This window comes from Paenibacillus sp. NPDC058177, assembly GCF_042883835.1.
GTDB lineage: Bacteria > Bacillota > Bacilli > Paenibacillales > Paenibacillaceae > Paenibacillus_AQ > Paenibacillus_AQ agri.
In genome coordinates this window covers 1-21,073 of the sequence record NZ_JBHVVB010000014.1, presented here as the reverse complement: position 1 = coordinate 21,073, position 21,073 = coordinate 1, and the positions used below count along the sequence as shown (strand labels likewise).

Genomic DNA, 21,073 nt, shown 5'->3' with positions numbered 1-21,073 from the left:
AAAGGGAGAGGTTGCTTGGGGTTCTATTCTTTTATACCCAATTTTGGGCTGACGAAACGCTAAAATCCAATTCTTTATACCCAAGTAGGCCTAATTCATCCACCAGCGCTTGATATCCTGCCATAGGGAGTGACCTTCACCGGGATCATTCTTTCCGGGAACGGATTCTTCTGTTCGGTGGGCCTTTTCTCCTGCCCCGTGCAGATCGCAATATGCTGTGGGTTCTGTGCCGCTGATGAAGGTCTCTAGCACCTTGTCCGGACAATCGGCTGTAGCCAGCTTGCCGGATTGCTTATCAATATAGACACTAACTACACCGTCTGGAATTGGAAAAATCTTAGGCGGTACGTTTTCCAGCGCTTTCTCTGTGTACTGGGCAAAAATCGGGGCAGCGCGCCTACCGTCTGCCGTTGCGATATCCCGGCCTTTGTCGTATCCGACCCAGACGGCCGTCGATAATTCGGGGGTGAAGCCAACCATCCAGCCATCGGTATCGGTCGTGCCGGTCTTGCCGGCAACAGGCCGTTTGATAATGGAGGCTACGCGGTTCCCGGTGCCCCCGGTCTCGAACACACCCTCCATCAGCCGGGTCAACACATAAGCTGCTGCCGGTTCCGCTACGGCCTCTCCCTGAGGCTCAGGTGCCTCGTACAGAACGACTCCCTTGGCGTCTGTAATCTTCAGGATGGCTGTCGCAGGCATCCGGACACCGCTTCCGCCGATCACGGCGAAGGCTGAGGCCATTTCCAGCGGACTGACCGGTGAAGTGCCTAGCGCCAGGGAAGGCACGTGCTGGAGCGGGCTTTTAATCCCCATCTCCGCAGCCATCTCTGCCACCTTGTCCGCTCCAATCTTCATGATCGTATTCACGGCATAAATATTGTCAGAGGCAGCAATCGCCTGACGCATATTAATTTCACCCAGATACTTGTCGCCAAAATTACGGGGCTGGTAGGTCTTGCGGTTATTGTCATAATGGAACAGTGTGGGTTGGCTATTGAACACTGAAAGTCCGTTCATCGTCTTGGAAGACAGGGCCGCAAGATACATAATCGGCTTGAAGGAAGATCCGGGCTGGCGGGTGGTCGCCAATGCGTGATTGAACTGGTTATTCCGGTAGTTTTTGCCCCCCACCATCGCTTTAATGTAGCCGGTGCGTGGATCTATGGATACCAGGGCCGTCTCCAATTCGCTAGCCGGGTCCATTCCTTTGCCGACGGCATCCTCTGCGGCTTGCTGCATGACCGGGTCCAGAGTGGTGTAGACATTCAGTCCACCCTGTTCGAATTCGTCGCTGTCGATATCCAGCAAACCTATCGCCAAGCCACGCACATAATCACGGAAGTAGGGCGCGGCTACGGTGGTGTCTTTTTCCCCTTGCGGCTTGAAATTGAGCTTCTCCTGTGCCGCCAGCTTGGCCTCAGCTTCTGTAATGTCGCCAAGCTCGGCCATAACAGACAGGATGAGCTGCTGGCGATTCTTGGCGTTGTCTATGTGATTGTAAGGTGAATAGTAAGTTGGCCCCTTGGGTACCCCGGCCAGCATCGCACTCTCTGCGAGGTCAAGATCCGCTGCTGATTTGCCGAAATACATTTTGGCCGCGGCTTCAATGCCGTATGCCCCGTGGCCGTAGTAGATTTCATTTAAATACATGTTCAGGATTTCGTCTTTGCTATATTTCATCTCGAGCTGCATCGTATAGAAGGCTTCCTTAATTTTGCGGGTCCAGGTCTTCTCATGGGATAGATAGAGATTGCGTGCAAGCTGCTGGGTAAGTGTACTGGCGCCTTGCGAGCGGCCTCCTTCCTCCAGATTGACGAGGATGGCCCGGGCCATGCCCTTGAGGTCAAAGCCGGTGTGCTTATAGAATTTGCGGTCTTCAACCGCCAGTGTAGCTTGAACAAGCAGCGGCGAAATATGACTCAGCTCCACTGGATCGCGACTGCGTCCATCTGATGTGAAGGTGGCCAGTACATTTCCCCGGACATCAAGCAGCCTGGAGCGGACATCGTCCAGGGTAGGCGGCAGATCTTTCTGATATAGATATCCCAGCAGGGATCCGGCGGCCAGCAAGCATAAGATCGTCAAGGCTGACAGCAGCCGAAATGCCCGGCGGAGAGGACTTTTGCGTTTAGGCGGGTTGGCGGAATTGCTAGGCATAGCACCAGACTCCTTTCTTGCTCTTATCCTCATTATGGGAAAGGAAGTGACAGGATATTCACTGGGGCGGGGGAGGTTCTGACAGAGTAACAATTGCAGCACGGGGTATATATTAAAAGGAGGTGTTATCCCTATGAATTGGACACATCATTGGCACAGAGCAGCATTGACGCTCTTTTCAGCAGGACTGCTGGCGCTTTCAGGCTGGGGAACGGTTGCTTCTTCCGCACCAGCGCCCCAATCAGCTGCAGCAGGTACACCGGTTTGTGGAACGGGCGATCATGGTTTGCTGGAGAATTTACAAAAAAAACATGCCCAGCAAGCTGAAACGCCACTCACCTATTCAGACATTGCATTTCTGAATAGTGAGACTGGCCGAGCTGTTGGTAACGGCTTTATGATTGGCACCTCGGACGGCGGGTGTCATTTTCAAGAAATTTATCACGGACAGTGGAACTTCAAAGGAATTTCTTTTCCCGATAATGTGCATGGCTGGGCAATTGCTTCTATTGGAGAAGGACAGGCCAACTATCTGATAGCTAGTACAGACGGCGGCTCTACCTGGAAAAATCTCTCCGGGAAGGCAACAGCCTTCGACCGGATTGACTTTACGGACAGTAAGAACGGCTTTGCTTACAGCCGGAATGCAGTATTTACCACCAAGGATAGCGGCCAGAGTTGGACGGAGATTCCGACACCTGCCAATACGCGGGGTGCCTATTTCAGCAGCCCCAGCAGCGGTTGGAGTGTTGTCGTGGCACCCGGTAAGGGTTACCGGGTAATGAAGACGACTGACGGCGGATCTACCTGGAAGCTTTCTCTCCAATCCCGCATTGCTTATCCAACAAGCGGCGAGATCTATGCGAAGGGCAACCAGGTATATGCCCTGCTGTATGGCGACTCAGGCATGTCGCAGACCTCATATTCCCTGTATGCCAGCTCAGACAAGGGAGGGAGCTGGAAACGTGTAATTGCTCAGGCGACAGCCGGTGGTGGGCCTGCGCCGGGCAGTGGATCGGCACAGCTCAAATCTGGGCCGGCATCCGGCAGACCTGGCAACATGCAGTTGGTTGGTAACAGCACCGCTTTTCTCGTCGGCTATTCTCCCGCTGGAGAGCAGGTTGCCGTAGGACGCACCGTGAACGGTGGGAAAGCGTGGAGTAACTTGAAGCCTATACAGGGATTCGAGGGTACTATCTCCTTCCCGGACAGCAAGCATGGCTGGCTCGCCGTAAGGGAACAGGATCAATCAGCTGTATATGCCACCGCGGATGGCGGATCTACCTGGAAGCAAAGATTCGCCTTCAAAGATGCGGTAAGGTAGCTTCAGGCCGCTATCTAAAGAGGAAGAGGCTGCTCCAGTCCTATTATATGGCTGGGGAAAGCCTCTTTTTGTACTTGGCGTCCTTGTTTAGTTAGTGAGCGTCTTTCGGTTGTGTAAGGAGCATTTATAGAAGAGAAAAATATGAAGCAATGAATCATCATCTTTGTAATAGCAGGGCAAGTGTCTTTTTTGTGTCGCTATGGTAAAATTAGATTCCGTGGAATCTTCCTCGAATAAGGAATTGAATTGCACCCTTGAACTGGATATAGTAGTACAATGGGAAAGCGAATTCGCCTTTGGTCTGCAGAGGCTTGCAGAATGGAGGAATGCAGGTGCCGGAAATTCAGAATCACAAATACGGCGTTTCAGTTACACTCGTAAGCCAGCATGAAGGTGAGCGTACTGTACTGAATACCACCGGAGAAGTTATAGCCAAGGGACAGCAGCTGTTCATCCGATATGTAGAGCCCGGGCAGGGCCCTCAGGGTGAGGAGACAGCTGTTCGTACAATGATAAAGATTGCAGGCAGCGAACTGAAGCTGATCCGCCATGGCGCGGTTGAGTCCGAGCAGAGCTTCCAAGAGGGACAGCGTTTGCCGGGCTTTTACCGCTCTCCCTATACGAACTTTAATCTGTCCACGGAGACCCGGAAGCTGGAGATTTCCCGAGACGGGCGCTCTCTGAACGTAACGTGGGAGTATGATTTATACGTATACGAGGAGTTGTCAGGGCAGTTCGTACTCAGTTTGCATATACAGGAGGAACCAAAATCATGACACAGAGTCAAAATCCGCTCGAACTTATTAATGAACGGGTAAAAGAAGCCATTGCCGATGCAGTTGTTGCTGCGGGGCTGGTTGCACGTGAAGACCTTCCAGCCATCGTGCTGGAAGTGCCAAGAGACAAGGAGCACGGTGATCTGGCGACCAATGCCGCTATGCAGCTCACCAAAATTGCTAAGCGCAATCCGCGCCAAATTGCTGAGGCCATTCTAGAACACTTGGACAAGAGCGGCGCTTCCATTGAGAAGGCAGAGATTGCCGGACCAGGCTTCATTAACTTTACATTGTCCAAGCACTATCTTTATGATGTCATCACCCAGGTTGCCGCACAGGGAGACAACTACGGCCGCATTGACTTAGGACAGGGTCAAAAGGTAGAGGTTGAGTTCGTCAGCGCGAACCCTACGGGAAGTCTACACTTGGGACATGCCCGCGGCGCAGCTGTCGGCGATGCACTCTGTAACGTGCTGGATTATGCCGGTTATCAGGTAACCCGTGAGTACTATATTAATGATGCCGGAAATCAGGTTGCCAATCTTTGCAAATCTATCGAGACCCGCTACCTGCAGGAGCTGGGACAACCGGCAGAAATGCCGGAGGATGGCTATCATGGTGAAGATATCAAGGGATTTGCCAAAGAACTTGTGGCTGAGAAGGGAGATTCTCTGCTGGAGCTGACGCCGGGGGATCGTGCGGCATTCTTCCGTACCTATGGCTTGAATAAGGAATTAGATAAAATCAAACGCGATCTGGGACGTTTCCGTGTTCCATTTGATATCTGGTTTAGCGAGACCTCTCTCTATGAGAATGGAGCAGTCTTGCGTTCGCTGGACGATCTGCGTGAGCGTGGCGAGGTATACGAAGAGGAAGGCGCAACCTGGCTGCAGACGACCAAGTATGGCGACGACAAGGACCGCGTGCTGATCAAGAACGATGGTACCTATACGTATCTGACACCGGATATTGCCTACCATAACGATAAATACGGCCGCGGCTATGACAAAATGATCAACATCTGGGGTGCCGATCACCACGGTTATATTCCGCGGATGAAGGCAGCGATGTCGGCACTCGGCAATGACCCGGGGAAACTGGTTGTCCTGATTGCCCAAATGGTCAGCTTGTTCCAGAACGGCGAGAAAGTGAAAATGTCCAAGCGTACTGGTAAAGCGGTAACGATGGAGGATCTGATGGAAGAGGTTGGTATCGACGCCATCCGTTATTTCTTCACCATGCGCAGCATGGACTCTCATCTGGACTTCGATATGGACCTGGCGATCTCTACATCCAACGAGAACCCGGTATTCTATGTACAGTATGCTCATGCGCGGATTTGCAGCATCTTCCGTCAAGCTGAGGAACAAGGAATCGCACTGCCGGATTATGCCGAACTTGATTTCAGCAAGCTGAGTGCTCCTCACGAATATGACTTGCTACGCAAAATTGGTGAGCTGCCGGCTGAGATTGCTTCTGCAGCGGATGCTTACGCGCCGCATCGCCTGGTGCGTTATGTCTATGATCTGGCGGCGCTCTTCCACAGCTATTACAAGGCTGAGCGTGTCATTACCGAAGATTCGGCCCAAACATTGGCCCGTCTTGCTCTGCTTGGAGCAACGCGTACCACTATTGCCAATGTATTGCGTCTTCTAGCGGTATCCGCTCCGGACCGCATGTAATTCGTCCATCCTCAAGCCCCCGCCTGAACGGGGCAAGGGATGGTCAGCACACCGCCTCCAGCGATTTTTTGGAGGCGGTGTGCTTGTGTCTATACAAAGAAGAGAAGTGCACATAGTTAGCTTCATGTGCTTTGCAGACGGCCGCCATCCTTGGTTACAGGATGGCGGCCGTTTTGAGCCAGTGGCGCTGCGCCACTGGCTCTTGTCAATCCGCGCGCCGGCTGGCGGCATTCGCGGATGGGCCCCGCTTGGCCCTGATGCCTGCGCGTAGCAGGCGAAGGGCATCGGCAGCGCCGCCGCCGAGGGAGGCTCTGCGCTGCCCTTTACGCAGCCGCACCGGGCAAGCGGTGCGGCGCAGCAGGAGCTTCAGCTCCCGGGGGGTGAGCCCTGGCCGGAGAGCGAGCAGCAGAGCAGCGGCTCCCGTCACATGTGACGTCGCCATGGATGTGCCGCTCATTTCCTTGTAGCCCTCCTTCAGCCAGCAGGAGGGCACGCTTTCGCCGGGTCCGTATACATCGATGTACGACCCGCGGTTGCTGAAGCTGGCGACCCGGCGCTTCTTATCTATGGCGCCTACGGCGATGGTCTCCGGATAGCGCGCCGGATAATCCCCGCCGCGTTTGCCATCATTGCCTGAGGAAGCGACAATGGCAATGCCAGCGCGGTAGGCCTTCATGACGACATTATGAAGCGCCTTGCTTCGTGTCTTCATGCCGAAGCTCATATTAATGATGTCGATCCGGTTCTGGACGCACCAGTCAATCCCCAGCACAATGTCGGACACATAAGCAGAGCCGTTGTGATCAAAAGCTTTGACGGGATAGAGAATGGCTCTTGGTGCAACTCCCATCATGCCGCGTGTGCCGCCAGCGGCGGCCAGTGTACCGGCGATATGGGTGCCGTGGCCATTGTCATCCAGTGGTAGCATCCCCCGCCGCAGCAGATTGACACCTGTTGCTAGCGAATGGCGCAGATCAGGGTGACGGTAGTCGGCACCTGTATCAATAACGCCTACCTTAACTTGCACACCGGTTGACTTCGACCAGGCCTGGGGGGCATGAATCGCTTTCACTCCCCAGGGCATCACGGCGGTCCCGGTTTTTTCACTGGGCAGCGCATGGAGCTGTATGCGGTAATCGTCTTCCACGCTCAGCGTGTCTGAAAATTTATGCACCAGCTTTGCCGCGCCTGCGGCAGGCACAAAAAAAGCGCGGATCAGCGGAGAGACCTGCACCTGCCGCAGTCTCGTTTTTTTCGTACGTAGGGTCTTCCACTGGGATAAGGCTCCGGCGTAATGGCGGGCATCATAAAAGGTAACTATACGCCGTTCGTCATTCTTGGGGGCAGCCGATATCTCATCAAGCAGTATCTGCCAAAATCCGTAATAGTCCATGTGTTTTGCCGTCCCCTCCTCGGTGCCGTACTGAAATATTGTATGAGCGGAGGAGGGTAGCCGAATGGGAACTTGCCCTTTTTTAAGGAAATGGGCTGCCCATCGTGTCAAAAGACGGCGCTTCACATAAAATAAACAGAAGAGATTTAACACTCTCTTTGCAACATCCCGTAAGGAGCCATTCCTTGGCGTGGATACAGTCATGCGCGGAGGAGTTTCCTCCGCCTTTTTTAGAGAGGCCTTACACCTGTACGAACCGGCTTAGTCATTCATAAAAGTACATATTGATCGTTACCTGCGAAAAAAACGTTTCCCTGTCGGAAAATGCCGGCGGTTTTTTTGCGTCTGAAGCTTGTCCCTTTTGACTTGCATTTTGTTGCTAAATAGGTTTTACTTAGGTTTGTTACTGGATATTATTGAATTAAAGCCGTGAATAGTGAACAATGCGTGAGAGGAAGTGTCCTTTAATGAGTACGCCACTCAATTTAAAGCTGGACCCCGAGAAAGTAAAAGAAATGCCGATGGTGGACCTGGCTTTCCTAGTGCTGAAGGCGGCTAATACGCCGTTTTATTACCGTGACCTGATGGTCGAGGTGGCCAAGCTGCGCGGGATGACCGAAGAACAAACCAACGATACTATTGCCCAGTTATATACTGAGATTAACATCGACGGACGTTTTGCCTGTGTAGGAACGAACCTGTGGGGGTTGAAACGCTGGTATCCGCTGGAGCGCTCCGATGATCCAGTCGGTAATTCCAAACGTCCACGTATCATCAACGACGAGGATGACGATTTGGAAGACGATGATTTCACCGAGGAAGATGATAACTACGCATCCGAAGAAGAGGATTTCGACGCTATCGACGAAGATCGCGACGACCTCTATTCCGACGACGACAGCGAAGAAGAAGTTGACGACGATGTGGTTATTGACGAAGAAGACATCGACGAAGATGACGTGGACGATGAAGACTCCGACGCGGAAAGTGAAGAAGATTTGGACGATGAAGACGAGGAAGATAAATATTAATCCCGTTCTTTGAGGTAGTACAATTCTGCCCTTGACAGTGGAGAACCGTCAGAGTAAACTATTGCATGGGCTTATGATGAAAGTTAATATGTGTTTTCTAAAATAAAAAGTGCCCCGGTGCTACGGGTGTCACTTTTTTGTTTTTTTAGATGCCAAGGAGCCGGAATTTCCGCGATTTTAAAGGGGCGGAGGAAGGTCTTTTGTGCCGGCTAAAGTAACTTTTGATTTCCCCCGTTTGACGATAGAAAAACGGGTTACGATAAACATCATGCGTCGCCTGAATTTCTGGACTTTATTTAGGAGGGTTTTACAGTGACAAAGTATATTTTTGTAACGGGTGGGGTTGTGTCTTCCCTTGGCAAAGGCATTACCGCTGCTTCGCTGGGTAGGCTGCTTAAGAACAGAGGTCTAAAGGTGACGATTCAGAAATTTGATCCGTATCTTAATGTGGACCCTGGAACAATGAGTCCTTATCAGCACGGTGAAGTATTCGTGACAGACGATGGCGCGGAAACGGACCTTGACCTTGGACACTATGAACGGTTTATTGACATTAACCTGTCTAAGAACAGCAATGTAACGACAGGTAAAGTGTACTCCTCGGTAATCAGTAAGGAGCGCCGTGGTGAGTACCTGGGCGGAACAGTTCAAGTTATTCCGCATATTACGAACGAAATCAAGGAGCGTGTCTTCCGTGCAGGCCGTGAAGCCGGTTCCGATGTCGTAATTACGGAGATCGGCGGTACAGTGGGCGATATCGAGAGCCTTCCGTTCCTGGAAGCGATTCGTCAGATCAAGAGCGATATCGGCCGCGAGAACGTAATGTACATTCACGTAACCCTGATTCCTTATATCAAGGCAGCGGGTGAAGTGAAGACCAAACCGACCCAGCATAGTGTAAAAGAGCTGCGCAGCATCGGAATTCAGCCGAATGTGATTGTATGCCGTACGGAGCATGAGCTGTCTTCGGACATGAAGGCGAAGATTGCCCTGTTCTGTGATATCGACGCCAATGCCGTAGTGGAATGCCGCGATGCCTCCACGCTGTATGAAGTTCCGCTTAATTTGCGCGACGAGGGATTGGACGAGATCGTAGTTAACCATTTGAAGCTGACCACGCCTGCACCGGATATGCGGGAATGGGAAGGCATGCTGGACCGGATCAACAAACTGGAGCATACCGTTGAAATTGCCATTGTCGGCAAGTACGTTGCTCTGCACGATGCTTATTTGAGTGTGGTTGAATCCCTTTCGCATGCAGGCTTTGCATCCAACGCAGAAGTTAAGCTTCGCTGGGTAGATGCGGAATTGGTTACCGATGAGAACGTGGACGAGCAGTTGCGCGGTGTAGGCGGCATTCTCGTTCCAGGCGGCTTCGGCGATCGTGGTATTGAAGGTAAAATCTCTGCTATCCGTTATGCACGGGAAAAACAAATTCCATTCTTCGGTATCTGCTTGGGTATGCAGGTGTCTGTCATTGAATACGGACGTTCCGTATTGGGTCTGGAAGGAGCGAACAGCTCAGAGATTGATCCGTCTACGAATCATCCTCTGATTGATCTGCTTCCTGAACAGAAAGATATCGAAGATATGGGCGGTACAATGCGTCTTGGTCTTTATCCTTGTAAGCTTTTGCCGGGTTCCCTGGCGATGTCTTGCTACGATGATGAGCTTGTGTACGAGCGTCACCGTCACCGGTATGAGTTCAACAATGCTTACCGTGATGAGATTGAAAAAGCGGGTCTGGTGATTTCTGGTACATCCCCAGACGGACGTCTGGTAGAAATCGTGGAGCTTCCGGGTCATCCTTGGTTCCTTTCGGTACAATTCCATCCGGAGTTCATTTCCCGTCCGAACCGTCCGCAACCACTGTTCCGCGAGTTCGTCAAAGCTTCACTTACTCACTACAGTGCTCAATAAATAGTATATATAGCACCATAAAGGTGTTCGTGAGAGCCTCCATTTGGAGGCTCTTTTTCTTATGCTAGGTCCTATCTGACCTCAAGAATAATTTCAATTTTAATGTAAGTTGACATTTTGGTATTTTTAACATTTCCTATCAAGAAAAGTCGATCCGGACGATACATTTTATGGCATACATTTACGCATTTTATCCAATTAGCAGGATTTTGAATCTACACCACGAATTATAGGTTTCGTATGGACTAAGTTACAAAGGGGCCGTTAGCTGTGGAGAGCGCGGTATGGTCAATCTGCCTTAAATTCTGGGAGGGTATTGATAATGGAGAAAAATAAAGTGTTAATTGTCGACGATCAGAACGGGATCAGGATTCTTCTCATGGAAGTGTTCAACAGCGAGGGTTACACCACATTTCAGGCGGCTAACGGTAAACTTGCACTGGAAATTGTTCGTACCGAATCCCCAGACTTGGTCTTGCTCGATATGAAAATCCCGGGAATGGATGGGCTTGAAATTCTCAAGCATCTGAAGGAGATCAATCCGGAGATCAAGGTGATCATGATGACTGCGTACGGAGAGCTGGACATGATTAAAGAAGCAACGAAATTGGGCGCGCTTATGCACTTTACCAAACCTTTCGACATTGACGAGATGCGTGTGGCGGTAAATATGCATCTTCGCAATAAATCGGTCGATCAGTGCAGCTGAAGTAAGGATTCTGCTAAATGGCAGAATCCTTTTTTCGGAGGGGAAAACTTGGAAAAGGGCAGATAACAACAGGGGTGGATAAATATCGTCCCACCGGGACATTTTTTTGCTAGTGCTATTTAGTATTTGACACTGGATGTGCTATAATAAGCCTGTATGTGATAAACGGTTCTATAAATTATAGCGAAAACATCTTTAGGAGGATGAACCATGCCATTAGTATCAATGACAGACATGTTGAACAAAGCACTTGAAGGAAAGTACGCAGTAGGTCAGTACAACATCAATAACCTTGAATGGACTCAAGCTATTTTGGGTGCAGCCGAAGAAGAGAAATCTCCGGTAATTCTTGGTGTATCCGAAGGCGCAGCCCGTCACATGGGCGGTTTCACCACTGTTGTTAAGATGGTGGAAGGACTTATCCACGACCTGAAAATCACTGTTCCTGTAGCGATTCACCTGGACCACGGTTCCAGCTTTGATAAATGTAAAGAAGCCATCGATGCTGGCTTTACTTCCGTAATGATCGACGGATCTCACCACCCAATCGATGAGAACATTGAAATGACTAAGAAAGTCGTTGAATATGCTCACGCTAAAGGTGTTTCTGTAGAAGCTGAAGTAGGTACTGTAGGCGGACAAGAAGACGATGTTATCGGCGGCATTCAATATGCTGATCTTAACGAGTGCGTACGCATTGTTAAAGAAACTGGCATCGACACTTTGGCTCCAGCACTTGGTTCCGTACACGGTCCTTACCATGGCGAGCCTAACCTCGGATTCAAAGAAATGGAAGAAATCCGCGACGCTGTTAAATTGCCACTCGTTCTGCATGGCGGTACTGGTATCCCTGTACATGACATCGACAAAGCGATCTCCCTGGGTACTTCCAAGATCAACGTGAACACTGAGAACCAAATCGCATTTGCTAAAGTAGTTCGCGAAGTTTTGGCTGCTAAACCTGATGCTTACGACCCACGTACATTCATCGTACCAGGCCGCGATGCTATCAAACAAACCGTTATCGGTAAAATCCGTGAGTTCGGTTCCAACAACAAAGCGTAAGATCTGTTTTCTTAAGTTTTGAAGGACATTAGTCCATGAAGTTTTGAATAAGCATATCGGACAGGTTATACTGTCCTTTTCAGTTGAATATGATGATGTGGAGAGTACACCGCATAGCCGGTGTCTTTCCATTTTCATCGCCTTTATCATCAGAAAAGCCACAGCACGTATTGTCGATCAACCGCAATACACGTAGGGGGAACCTGTTAATTTATGGAAAAATTAATGATTGGCGGTGGACGTCCGCTGCAAGGTGTTGTTACAATCAGCGGAGCCAAGAACAGCGCGATTGCGCTTATTCCTGCGGCGATTTTAGCCGAATCTGAAGTTGTGCTGGATAATCTACCGTCCCTTAGCGATGTTGCAGTTTACTCCGAAATACTGGAAGAGCTTGGCGCAAGTGTATCCTGGTCAGGCAACCAAATGAGAATTGACCCCTCCCGTATTGTGTCCATCCCTATGCCTAATGGGCCTGTCAAGAAATTGCGGGCGTCTTACTATATGATGGGAGCGCTCCTTGGAAGATTCAAGGAAGCGACAATAGGGCTTCCCGGCGGCTGTAATTTTGAGCCCCGTCCGATTGACCAGCACATCAAGGGATTTGAAGCGCTGGGCGCAACAGTGACTAATGAACACGGCTCTATCCACCTGTATGCCAAGGAATTACGCGGGGCCAAGATTTATCTGGATGTATCCAGTGTCGGGGCCACGATTAATATCATGTTGGCGGCTTCAAGAGCCAAAGGCTCTACTATTATTGAAAATGCGGCTAAAGAGCCTGAGATTATAGATGTAGCTACACTCCTTAATTCAATGGGCGCCATTATTAAAGGTGCCGGTACGGAAACCATCCGGATCGAAGGCGTTACGGAAATGCACGGCTGCCGTCACTCCATTATTCCTGACCGGATTCAAGCTGGAACATATATGATTGCTGCAGCGGCAACGCGCGGCAACGTCCTTATAGATAACGTCATCCCTAAGCATCTTGAGGCTTTAACCGCCAAGCTGCTGGAGATGGGCGTAGATATTGAAGAGCTTGATGAGAGCATTCGTGTAATTGGCAGAGCCAAGTATGAGCATGCAGATGTCAAAGCGCTGATTTACCCGGGCTTTGCCACCGATCTGCAGTCCCCAATGACCAGCATGTTGACTCAGGCTGAAGGTGTTAGTGTGCTGAGTGATTTTGTTTACAGCAATCGCTTCAAGCATGTGCCGGAACTGGTTCGTATGGGGGCCAAGATTCGTGTCGAGGGTCGTTCGGCAATCGTGGAAGGCAGCAAGCTTAATGCAGCCAAAGTCAAAGCGGCTGATCTGCGGGCTGGTGCGGCGCTTGTTATCGCCGGCCTTACAGTAGAGGAAGGCATCACCGAAGTAACGGGCGTGGAGTATATTGATCGTGGCTACGATCATTTGGTGACAAATCTCCGTAATCTGGGGGCTGACGTTTGGCGCGAGAACGAATAGAATGAATTTATAGGGTTTCCCGCTAACTGGAAGGAGTTTATTTTGCAAGAAGACTGCATATCTCCTTCCAATTCGGGTAATCCTATTCTAATGAGGATTTTGCCGGACTCTTATTTTTTGTTGATATAGTTCAGTGTACATAGAGCTATATTCACGGACTCATTATAAAAATTGAATAGGTGGTTATTACATGGATCTTCAAATTTCCGATCTGGAAGAAATGAAGCTGACCGACTTGTACAAGCTGGCCAAGAAATACCAGATTCCTTACTACGGGCAGATGAAGAAACGGGAGCTGATCTTTGCCATCCTTCGGGCGCAGGCGGAGCAAAGCGGGCTCATGTTTATGGAAGGTGTACTGGAGATTCTGCCGGAAGGCTACGGATTCCTAAGGCCGATCAACTACTTGCCAAGTGCGGAGGATATTTATATCTCAGCCTCCCAGATTCGCAAGTTTGATCTTCGAAGCGGAGACCTGGTATCGGGGAAATGTCGGACCCCCAAAGAAAATGAACGTTATTTTGGATTGCTTCAGGTCAATGCCGTTAATGGCGAGAACCCTGCCAGCGCAGCGGAACGCCTGCATTTCCCGGCGTTAACACCTCTTTATCCGCAAGACAAGCTGCCGCTTGAAACATCCCCTACTCATTTATCTACCCGAATAATGGATTTGCTCGCTCCTGTAGGTCTGGGGCAACGCGGTTTGATTGTAGCGCCTCCTAAAGCAGGGAAGACGCTCCTCCTAAAAGAAATTGCCAACAGCATTTCCACTAATAATCCTGAGATAGAACTGTTTGTGCTTCTGATCGATGAACGTCCCGAGGAAGTAACCGATATGCAGCGCTCTGTGAAGGGTGAAGTTGTGGCCTCGACTTTTGACGAATTGCCGGAGAATCATATCAAAGTAGCTGAGCTCGTGCTTCAACGTGCGCTTCGTTTGGTCGAGCACAAGAAAGATGTTGTTATTCTGCTGGACAGTATTACGCGACTCGCGCGTGCATACAACCTTGTTGTACCTCCATCTGGACGGACGCTGAGCGGAGGGATTGATCCTGCTGCTTTCCATCGCCCTAAACGGTTTTTCGGATCGGCGCGTAATGTGGAAGAAGGCGGTAGTCTGACGATTCTGGCTACAGCATTGATCGATACAGGTTCACGTATGGATGACATTATTTATGAAGAGTTTAAAGGTACAGGTAATATGGAGCTGCATCTGGATCGTAAGCTTGCGGAACGACGTATTTTCCCTGCGATCGATATTCGTCGTTCAGGTACGCGCCGTGAAGAGGTATTGCTGAGTAAGGAAGAACTGGATACCATTTGGGCTATCCGTAAAAATATGAATGAGTCCTATGATTTTGTGGAAGGCTTCCTCAAAAAGCTGCGTGACAGCAAGACGAATGCCGAGTTCCTGGCATCATTTGATGTTGCAGGTAAAGAGTCTGCCAGTGGCACGGCCAGCAGTGGCGGTACATCGAACAGCGGAGCATCTGCACGCCGCACGACCCGCTCGAAGGCACCCACCGTATCCACAACCTAGAACGAGAATAAGAGGAGACTAACATGTATTTGGTATATGCCGATGAGAAAGGTAACGTATATGATCATCCCGAGCTGTATGGGCTAGCCCGCAGCGGGGATATGATTGTCGAAATGCTGGAGGAAGAGCTAATTCCACTGCCTGAGGGTGCTACGCTGGTTGGTCTGCCTAACACACGGGCAGTGGGCATGAATCCGGCAACCGGTGAAATGCTGCCGCTGCCCGAAGGTTCTCAAGCGGTTGGGGCATTGATGCCGCAAGGTTATACACGGTTATGCCTTCCCGGCTATGTCAAGACAGATAAGTCTTACAAGCTGCCCCTGTTCGGTTATTCGGCAGTGGTATGGAAGGACGGGCGCTTCTATGTAGGCGCAGAGCTTACAGATGATCCTGAACAGTGGAACCCGCTTAACTGTGATCGGGATCTTGTCAAGAAAGGTGTAGGCGATCTGACGGCTAAGTATCCAGAGAACCGTCTCTTTGGACATTTGTCCAATTGTGCACTTGGTTATGAATGCTTAACCTCCTCCAACACCTTCCTGGGTCGTTGGGAGGGCGCTGTACCTGTCTCCTATTCTTGCAATGCAGGCTGCTTCGGCTGTATCTCCGAGCAACCGGATGACAGTGGCTTTGTCTCTCCACAGACGCGGATGAACTTCCGCCCGCGTGTAGACGAACTGGTAGAAGTGATGTTGGAGCACCTGAAGACGCCAGAGTCCATAGTTAGTTTTGGACAAGGTTGTGAAGGTGAGCCGTCGACACAAGCTAAGATTATTATCGAAGCTATGCGAGAAGTGCGTGCTACTACCGATATGGGTTACATTAATATCAATACGAATGCGGGCTTAAGCGACCATATCCGCGGAATCGTTGATGCTGGGCTTGATCTGATGCGTGTCAGCACCATCAGTGCGTTGGATGATCACTACAATGCCTACTACAAGCCGCGGGGTTATACTTTAGCCAATGTTGAGAAATCTCTGAAATATGCGGCATCCCAGGGCGTGTACACGTCGATCAACTATCTGATCTTCCCTGGTGTGACCGATCGTGAAGAAGAGATCGAAGCCATGGTGGAATTCGTGCGACGCACCGATCTCAAGTTGATCCAGATGCGGAATCTGAATATTGACCCGGAGAGTTATCTGGAATTGATCCCTCCAGCTCAAGGGGAGATCCTCGGTATGAAGACGATGTTAGACATTTTCCGGGAAGAACTTCCCGGTGTGGTTATCGGCTCATTTACCCATGTGCCGCCTGCTAATTTGACCCGTGCCAAGTCTGGTCGGATACACGTTTAGCATTGGAAATGTAAATTTGAAACATATTGCCCATTTGCATGTTTCGTGCTAAACTATGCTCATGTGTCTATTAACTCTGAGTCCGCATGAGGCTTAGGGCAAGAGAGGTGAAATTCAAATGCAAGAAGCAATTCAACCAAAGTACAACATTACTAAGGTAACCTGCGCATGTGGCAACACTTTCGAATCCGGTTCTGTTAAACAAGAGCTGCGCGTCGAAATTTGCTCCAACTGCCACCCGTTCTTCACTGGCAAGCAGAAGTTCCTGGATGCCGGCGGTCGCGTTGATAGATTTAAGAAGAAATACGGTATCTAATTCAATTAGCCCGTTTGCGGCATAATTATTAGATCTAGCCCCCGGCTTAATGCCGGGGGTTTTTCATTGCTCCAAATTATTGGGCGTTATTATTCCTGTAAAGCATGTGATGGGGAGCTGTTAATTCTCCGAGGTTGATTTTTGTCCGAGCGTAGGATATACTTAACTTCGCCGTGCTAGACGGGGAGGTAGCGGTGCCCTGTAACTCGCAATCCGCTGTAGCGAGGTTGAATTCCTGTTAGAGGTGCTGTCGATGTGAGGCCTTGGTCCCTATGGGCTGTGTTGACGGTTGGGTCCTCCGCAATGAGTGCTTGTGAACCTGGTCAGGTCCGGAAGGAAGCAGCCATAAGCAAGTTTGCTCTTGTGCCGGAGGGTGGCCTAGCCCGAGCAGTCAGTAGGGTTGCCGCTTGGATCGCAGCCATCAATAACAGGTGCACGGTTTATATGAATAAATGACAGCATCTTTGCGATAAGCGAGGATGCTTTTTGTTTTTGGTCAAAGTCTGGAGAATATAGTATAATGAGTTAGCGACAAATGCCAGGAAAGTGGCACTTGAGAGAGGGTAATGCATAGTGGAACATATCGCGCTGTACCGTGCTTGGCGGCCGCAGTCGTTTCAGGACATGGTAGGACAACAGCACATTATCCAAACGCTGCAGAATGCTATACGGGAAGACAGGGTCTCACATGCCTATCTGTTCAGCGGTCCGCGGGGGACTGGTAAGACCAGTGCTGCCAAGGTGCTGGCCAAGGCGGTCAACTGTGAGCGCGGCCAGGGGCCGGAGCCTTGCAACGAGTGTCCATCCTGCCTGCGGATTACTGCTGGCAATGTCATGGATGTGCAGGAGATTGATGCGGCGTCCAACCGGGGTGTAGAAGAGATTCGTGACCTGCGGGATAAGGTGAAGTACGCGCCTACCGAAGTGCGTCGTAAAGTGTATATTATTGATGAAGTGCATATGCTGACAACAGAAGCGTTCAATGCGCTGCTGAAGACGCTGGAAGAGCCACCGCCCCATGTAATGTTCATACTGGCGACGACAGAGCCTCATAAGCTGCCGGCAACGATTATTTCCCGTTGTCAGCGGTTTGATTTCCGCCGGGTATCATTAGAGGAGCAGACGGGTCATCTGAAGCAAATCTGTGAGAAGGAAGGCATCTCCGCAGATGATGACGCTCTGCAGTACATCGCACGTCTCTCTGATGGGGGGATGCGTGACGCGCTTAGTATTCTCGATCAGATATCTTCCTTTACAGAGGGCCAGGTTACCTACCAGCAAGTGCTTGGAATGACTGGGGGAATACCTTCGGAACAGTTCGCCCGTCTGGCCAGAGCGATTTTGGAAGGCGATATGGGACTTCTTCTGGAGCTTGTTGAGCAGCTTATGCATGAGGGCAAAAGTGCCGATAAATGCCTCGAAAATTTATTGTATTACTTCCGGGACCTGCTTATGATTAAAATGGTTCCGAATGCCGATCACTTAACCGACCGTGTCCTGAACCCGGCGGATTTTAAGGATATGGCAACCGCCTTCAGCCGTGAGCAGCTGTTCGGAATTGTGGAGACGCTTAACCGTTATCTGGGTGAGATGAAATATGCTACCCATCCACAGACACTGTTCGAAGTAGCGCTAATGAAGCTTTGTAGCTTGCAGGAAAGTGCCTCGGTTCCGGCTGATGCGGTCATTTCTTCTGGCGCCTTCCAAGGAGCTGCTGCAGGAGGAGCTGCCGCTTCTGACCCTGGTGAGCTGGGCGTGCTTAAGAAACAGATCGCCACACTGGAGAAGAAGTTGGAACAGGCCTTGCAGTCAGGTGGTATTTCCGGAGGGCGCGAGGGTGCACAGGCTAGACCTGCCTCTGTGCCTAGTGCTGCTCCGCGGATCAGCACGGCTTCCAAGATGCCGCCACAGGTGGATAAATTCATCGCCGGTAAGGACAGTGCTGACTTTGCGTCTATTTATAAACAGTGGAGCCTAGTGCTGCAAGGTGTGAAGGAAGAGAAAATCACCGTCCATGCCTGGTTTGTGGATGGAGAGCCTGTATCGGTTATGGAAGACGCAGTTCTGGTTGCTTTCAAGAACACCATACACCGGGATACTACTGAGAAGCCGGCTAACCGGCAGGTGATTGAGGGTGTTCTGGCTGCCCGTCTGGGCAAGCCGTACCGTCTTGTAACCATCATGCTTCGCGATTGGAATGAGGCTTCTATGAAGTCTGCCGAACAGCCTGGCAAGGAAGAATTGCGCCTGGAGCATGAACACGAGGCAGGAGCAGCAAAACAAGAACCTTGGATTGATGAGGCGATCCAGCTTTTTGGAGAAGACCTTGTTGTCATAAAAGAATAATGCTTTCAGCAGATTAGCGCCAAACGGCGCATTCCAAAGGAGAGATCGATTATGAACAATATGAACCAAATGATGAAACAAGTTAAAAAAATGCAGGAGCAAATGCTCAAAGCTCAAGAAGAGCTTGGCAGCAAAACAGTTGAAGGTTCATCTGGTGGTGGCGTAGTTACCGTACAAGTGAACGGACACAAGAAACTACTGTCCATTCAGATTAAACCGGAAGCAGTGGATCCGGATGATGTGGAAATGTTGCAGGATCTTGTGATCACTGCTGTGAATGATGCGTTGACACAAGCTGAAGATTTGGCAAACAACGATATGGGTAAATTTACTGGCGGAATGAAGATTCCTGGTTTGTTCTAGACCATTACTCCATTTAGCCTAAAGGAGAAACATTACTTTGCATTATCCCGAACCGCTAGCTAAGCTGATCGATGCTTTTACGCGTTTGCCGGGGGTTGGTCCGAAGACGGCCGCTCGTCTTGCGTTTCATGTGCTGAATATGAAAGAGGATGAAGTCATTGATTTTGCTAAAGCGCTGGTAAGCGTCAAACGCAATCTTCACTATTGCTCGGTGTGCTGTAACATTACCGATACTGACCCGTGCCGGATCTGTCAGGATAAGACGCGTGATGCGTCTGTAATCTGCGTGATTCAGGATGCCAAGGATTTAGTTGCCATTGAGCGTACTAAGGAATTCAATGGTTATTACCACGTCCTCCAGGGAGCGATCTCGCCAATGGAAGGTATTGGACCGGATGATATCCGTCTGAAGGAGCTTTTGGTAAGACTCGGCGACGAGCGGGTGAAGGAATTGATTATGGCGACAAATCCCAATATTGAAGGGGAGGCGACAGCTATGTATATTTCGCGGCTAACGCGCCCTTTTGATATTAAAATCACTAGAATAGCCCACGGCTTGCCTGTAGGTGGCGATCTGGAGTACGCAGACGAGGTCACACTGTCTAAGGCCTTAGAAGGCCGTCGTGAGCTGTTTTAGATCGTAAGGTGCTTTAGAGTATGTAGAGAAGTCCCAAGGAAGCTAAGGGGCTTCTTTTTTTGCGTTCAGAGCTAATCAGGGGTGTCCTGTTATAAGAGGTTATAGATTTGTGGTAGTTTTTTAGTTCTAAGTTTGTCCCGTTCCCTATATGAATGAGAATGAACGAATGAGCGGTAGCGTTCTTGTTGTTCACACTTATTCGGAAGGGGAGCTGAACATGGGCTGGTGGGGTGCATGGCGGGGGAATGCTGAGAAGGAACGGGAGTATGATGAAGGTTGGAACACGTTTATAGAAGTTCGCAAAGCGCAAATGGAATGGGAACGAGCCTACCTGATGTTCGATGAAGCGCTGGGCCAGGATCAGATAGATTACGCTATTTATATCTTAGAAGCGGCGGAACGCAAATATCAGATTCATCTAAAGCATGCCAAGAGTTTGGGGCTTAACTGGAAACAGCTGTAAAGAAATGTAACAGAGCTGATAAAGGAGGAGAGACATTGTTGAGATTAGTGGCTATTGGAGTATTGAGTATATCCGTTCTTCTATTGTTTCTGATTGCATTTCGCAAAAAACTGGGTTTCAGCTGGTTAAGTTTATTCGGCACTCATTTAATCCTGGCAGCGCTGGGTATTTACTTAGTGAACTTCTCAGGCGTTATAACAGATGCGCATATTCCCCTTAACCCGGCAACTATAGGCGCAGTAACGGTTTTAGGGCTGCCCGGAGTACTGATGTTATTGGGTTTGAAAATAACTTTGTTTTAAGGGTTGACGCAGTACCGGATAATATGGTAAATTAATTCTCGGCCCTTGAAGCAAGACATTTTCGAATGACTTGATGAAAAGGAAGCGAAAAAAAGAAATTAAAAAAACGCTTGACAGAAAAACGGTCGCCATGATATATTATAAAGGTCGCTGCTGAGACATTGAGCGACGGACAAGCAAGACATTGATCTTTGAAAACTGAACAACGAGTGAGTATCGAATTCACGAAAGTGAGTTCAAAAATGAGAATTTTTAATTCTCGTCAGATGTTTCAAAAT

18 protein-coding genes and 1 other RNA gene are annotated in these 21,073 nt (G+C 49.9%); 17 read left to right on the top strand and 2 right to left on the bottom strand.

All coding sequences use genetic code 11. From position 1 onward, the window contains the following. Positions 1-90 precede the first annotated feature (90 nt). Entirely contained in the window at positions 91-2,160 is a 2,070-nt protein-coding gene (locus ACFVU8_RS29575; RefSeq protein WP_387432115.1) for a transglycosylase domain-containing protein, read from the bottom strand. 133 nt (positions 2,161-2,293) lie between these two features. Between ACFVU8_RS29575 and ACFVU8_RS29570 the strand changes: the two genes are divergently transcribed. From ACFVU8_RS29570 to argS, 3 genes are all read left to right on the top strand, one after another. Beyond that, positions 2,294-3,484, top strand: a complete 1,191-nt coding sequence (locus ACFVU8_RS29570; RefSeq protein ID WP_387432113.1) for a YCF48-related protein — start codon at positions 2,294-2,296, stop codon at positions 3,482-3,484. Positions 3,485-3,816: 332 nt separating this feature from the next. Then, positions 3,817-4,260: a YwiB family protein gene (locus ACFVU8_RS29565; protein ID WP_379470109.1), complete on the top strand. Its 444-nt coding sequence runs from the start codon at positions 3,817-3,819 to the stop codon at positions 4,258-4,260. Continuing rightward, a complete protein-coding gene (argS, locus tag ACFVU8_RS29560) occupies positions 4,257-5,942 on the top strand; it encodes an arginine--tRNA ligase (RefSeq protein ID WP_379470107.1) in 1,686 nt (561 codons plus the stop codon). Before ACFVU8_RS29565 ends, argS begins: the two co-directional genes overlap by 4 nt. 205 nt (positions 5,943-6,147) lie before the next feature. Here the strand turns inward: argS and ACFVU8_RS29555 are convergent, their stop codons facing one another. After that, positions 6,148-7,335, bottom strand: a complete 1,188-nt coding sequence (locus ACFVU8_RS29555; RefSeq protein WP_379470105.1) for a S8 family peptidase — start codon at positions 7,333-7,335, stop codon at positions 6,148-6,150. Between the two features lie 467 nt (positions 7,336-7,802). Between ACFVU8_RS29555 and rpoE the strand changes: the two genes are divergently transcribed. The 14 genes from rpoE (at position 7,803) to ACFVU8_RS29485 (ending at position 20,795) form a co-directional block, all read left to right on the top strand. After that, positions 7,803-8,366 (top strand): DNA-directed RNA polymerase subunit delta, encoded by a 564-nt coding sequence (rpoE, locus tag ACFVU8_RS29550; RefSeq protein ID WP_379470103.1) that lies wholly within the window; start codon positions 7,803-7,805, stop codon positions 8,364-8,366. 312 nt (positions 8,367-8,678) lie between these two features. Further along, complete coding sequence (locus ACFVU8_RS29545) at positions 8,679-10,286, top strand: CTP synthase (protein ID WP_379470101.1); 1,608 nt, start codon at positions 8,679-8,681, stop codon at positions 10,284-10,286. 322 nt (positions 10,287-10,608) lie between these two features. Next, positions 10,609-10,995: a response regulator gene (locus ACFVU8_RS29540; protein WP_066368165.1), complete on the top strand. Its 387-nt coding sequence runs from the start codon at positions 10,609-10,611 to the stop codon at positions 10,993-10,995. 210 nt (positions 10,996-11,205) lie between these two features. Further along, positions 11,206-12,060 (top strand): class II fructose-1,6-bisphosphate aldolase, encoded by an 855-nt coding sequence (gene fba / locus ACFVU8_RS29535; protein ID WP_066368169.1) that lies wholly within the window; start codon positions 11,206-11,208, stop codon positions 12,058-12,060. Between the two features lie 213 nt (positions 12,061-12,273). Further along, positions 12,274-13,527 (top strand): UDP-N-acetylglucosamine 1-carboxyvinyltransferase, encoded by a 1,254-nt coding sequence (locus tag ACFVU8_RS29530; protein WP_175369903.1) that lies wholly within the window; start codon positions 12,274-12,276, stop codon positions 13,525-13,527. A 190-nt stretch (positions 13,528-13,717) separates the two neighbouring features. Then, positions 13,718-15,067: a transcription termination factor Rho gene (gene rho / locus ACFVU8_RS29525; protein WP_175369902.1), complete on the top strand. Its 1,350-nt coding sequence runs from the start codon at positions 13,718-13,720 to the stop codon at positions 15,065-15,067. Between the two features lie 23 nt (positions 15,068-15,090). Next, positions 15,091-16,368 (top strand): radical SAM family protein, encoded by a 1,278-nt coding sequence (locus tag ACFVU8_RS29520; RefSeq protein WP_175369901.1) that lies wholly within the window; start codon positions 15,091-15,093, stop codon positions 16,366-16,368. 118 nt (positions 16,369-16,486) lie between these two features. After that, on the top strand, positions 16,487-16,684 hold the full coding sequence (gene rpmE / locus ACFVU8_RS29515) for a 50S ribosomal protein L31 (RefSeq protein WP_066368182.1): 198 nt from the start codon (positions 16,487-16,489) through the stop codon (positions 16,682-16,684). 171 nt (positions 16,685-16,855) lie between these two features. Next, an RNA gene (gene ffs / locus ACFVU8_RS29510) (signal recognition particle sRNA large type) lies at positions 16,856-17,123 on the top strand. A 134-nt stretch (positions 17,124-17,257) separates the two neighbouring features. After that, on the top strand, positions 17,258-19,030 hold the full coding sequence (gene dnaX / locus ACFVU8_RS29505; RefSeq protein WP_387432111.1) for a DNA polymerase III subunit gamma/tau: 1,773 nt from the start codon (positions 17,258-17,260) through the stop codon (positions 19,028-19,030). A 51-nt stretch (positions 19,031-19,081) separates the two neighbouring features. Beyond that, complete coding sequence (locus ACFVU8_RS29500; protein ID WP_175369899.1) at positions 19,082-19,393, top strand: YbaB/EbfC family nucleoid-associated protein; 312 nt, start codon at positions 19,082-19,084, stop codon at positions 19,391-19,393. Positions 19,394-19,430: 37 nt separating this feature from the next. After that, entirely contained in the window at positions 19,431-20,030 is a 600-nt protein-coding gene (gene recR / locus ACFVU8_RS29495) for a recombination mediator RecR (RefSeq protein ID WP_175369898.1), read from the top strand. A 166-nt stretch (positions 20,031-20,196) separates the two neighbouring features. Further along, the gene (locus tag ACFVU8_RS29490) at positions 20,197-20,493 is read left to right on the top strand and encodes a hypothetical protein (RefSeq protein WP_387432109.1); all 297 of its coding nucleotides are present in this window, start codon (positions 20,197-20,199) and stop codon (positions 20,491-20,493) included. Positions 20,494-20,528: 35 nt separating this feature from the next. Continuing rightward, positions 20,529-20,795, top strand: coding sequence for a pro-sigmaK processing inhibitor BofA family protein (locus ACFVU8_RS29485; RefSeq protein ID WP_379470093.1), 267 nt, complete (start codon positions 20,529-20,531; stop codon positions 20,793-20,795). Positions 20,796-21,073 lie beyond the last annotated feature (278 nt).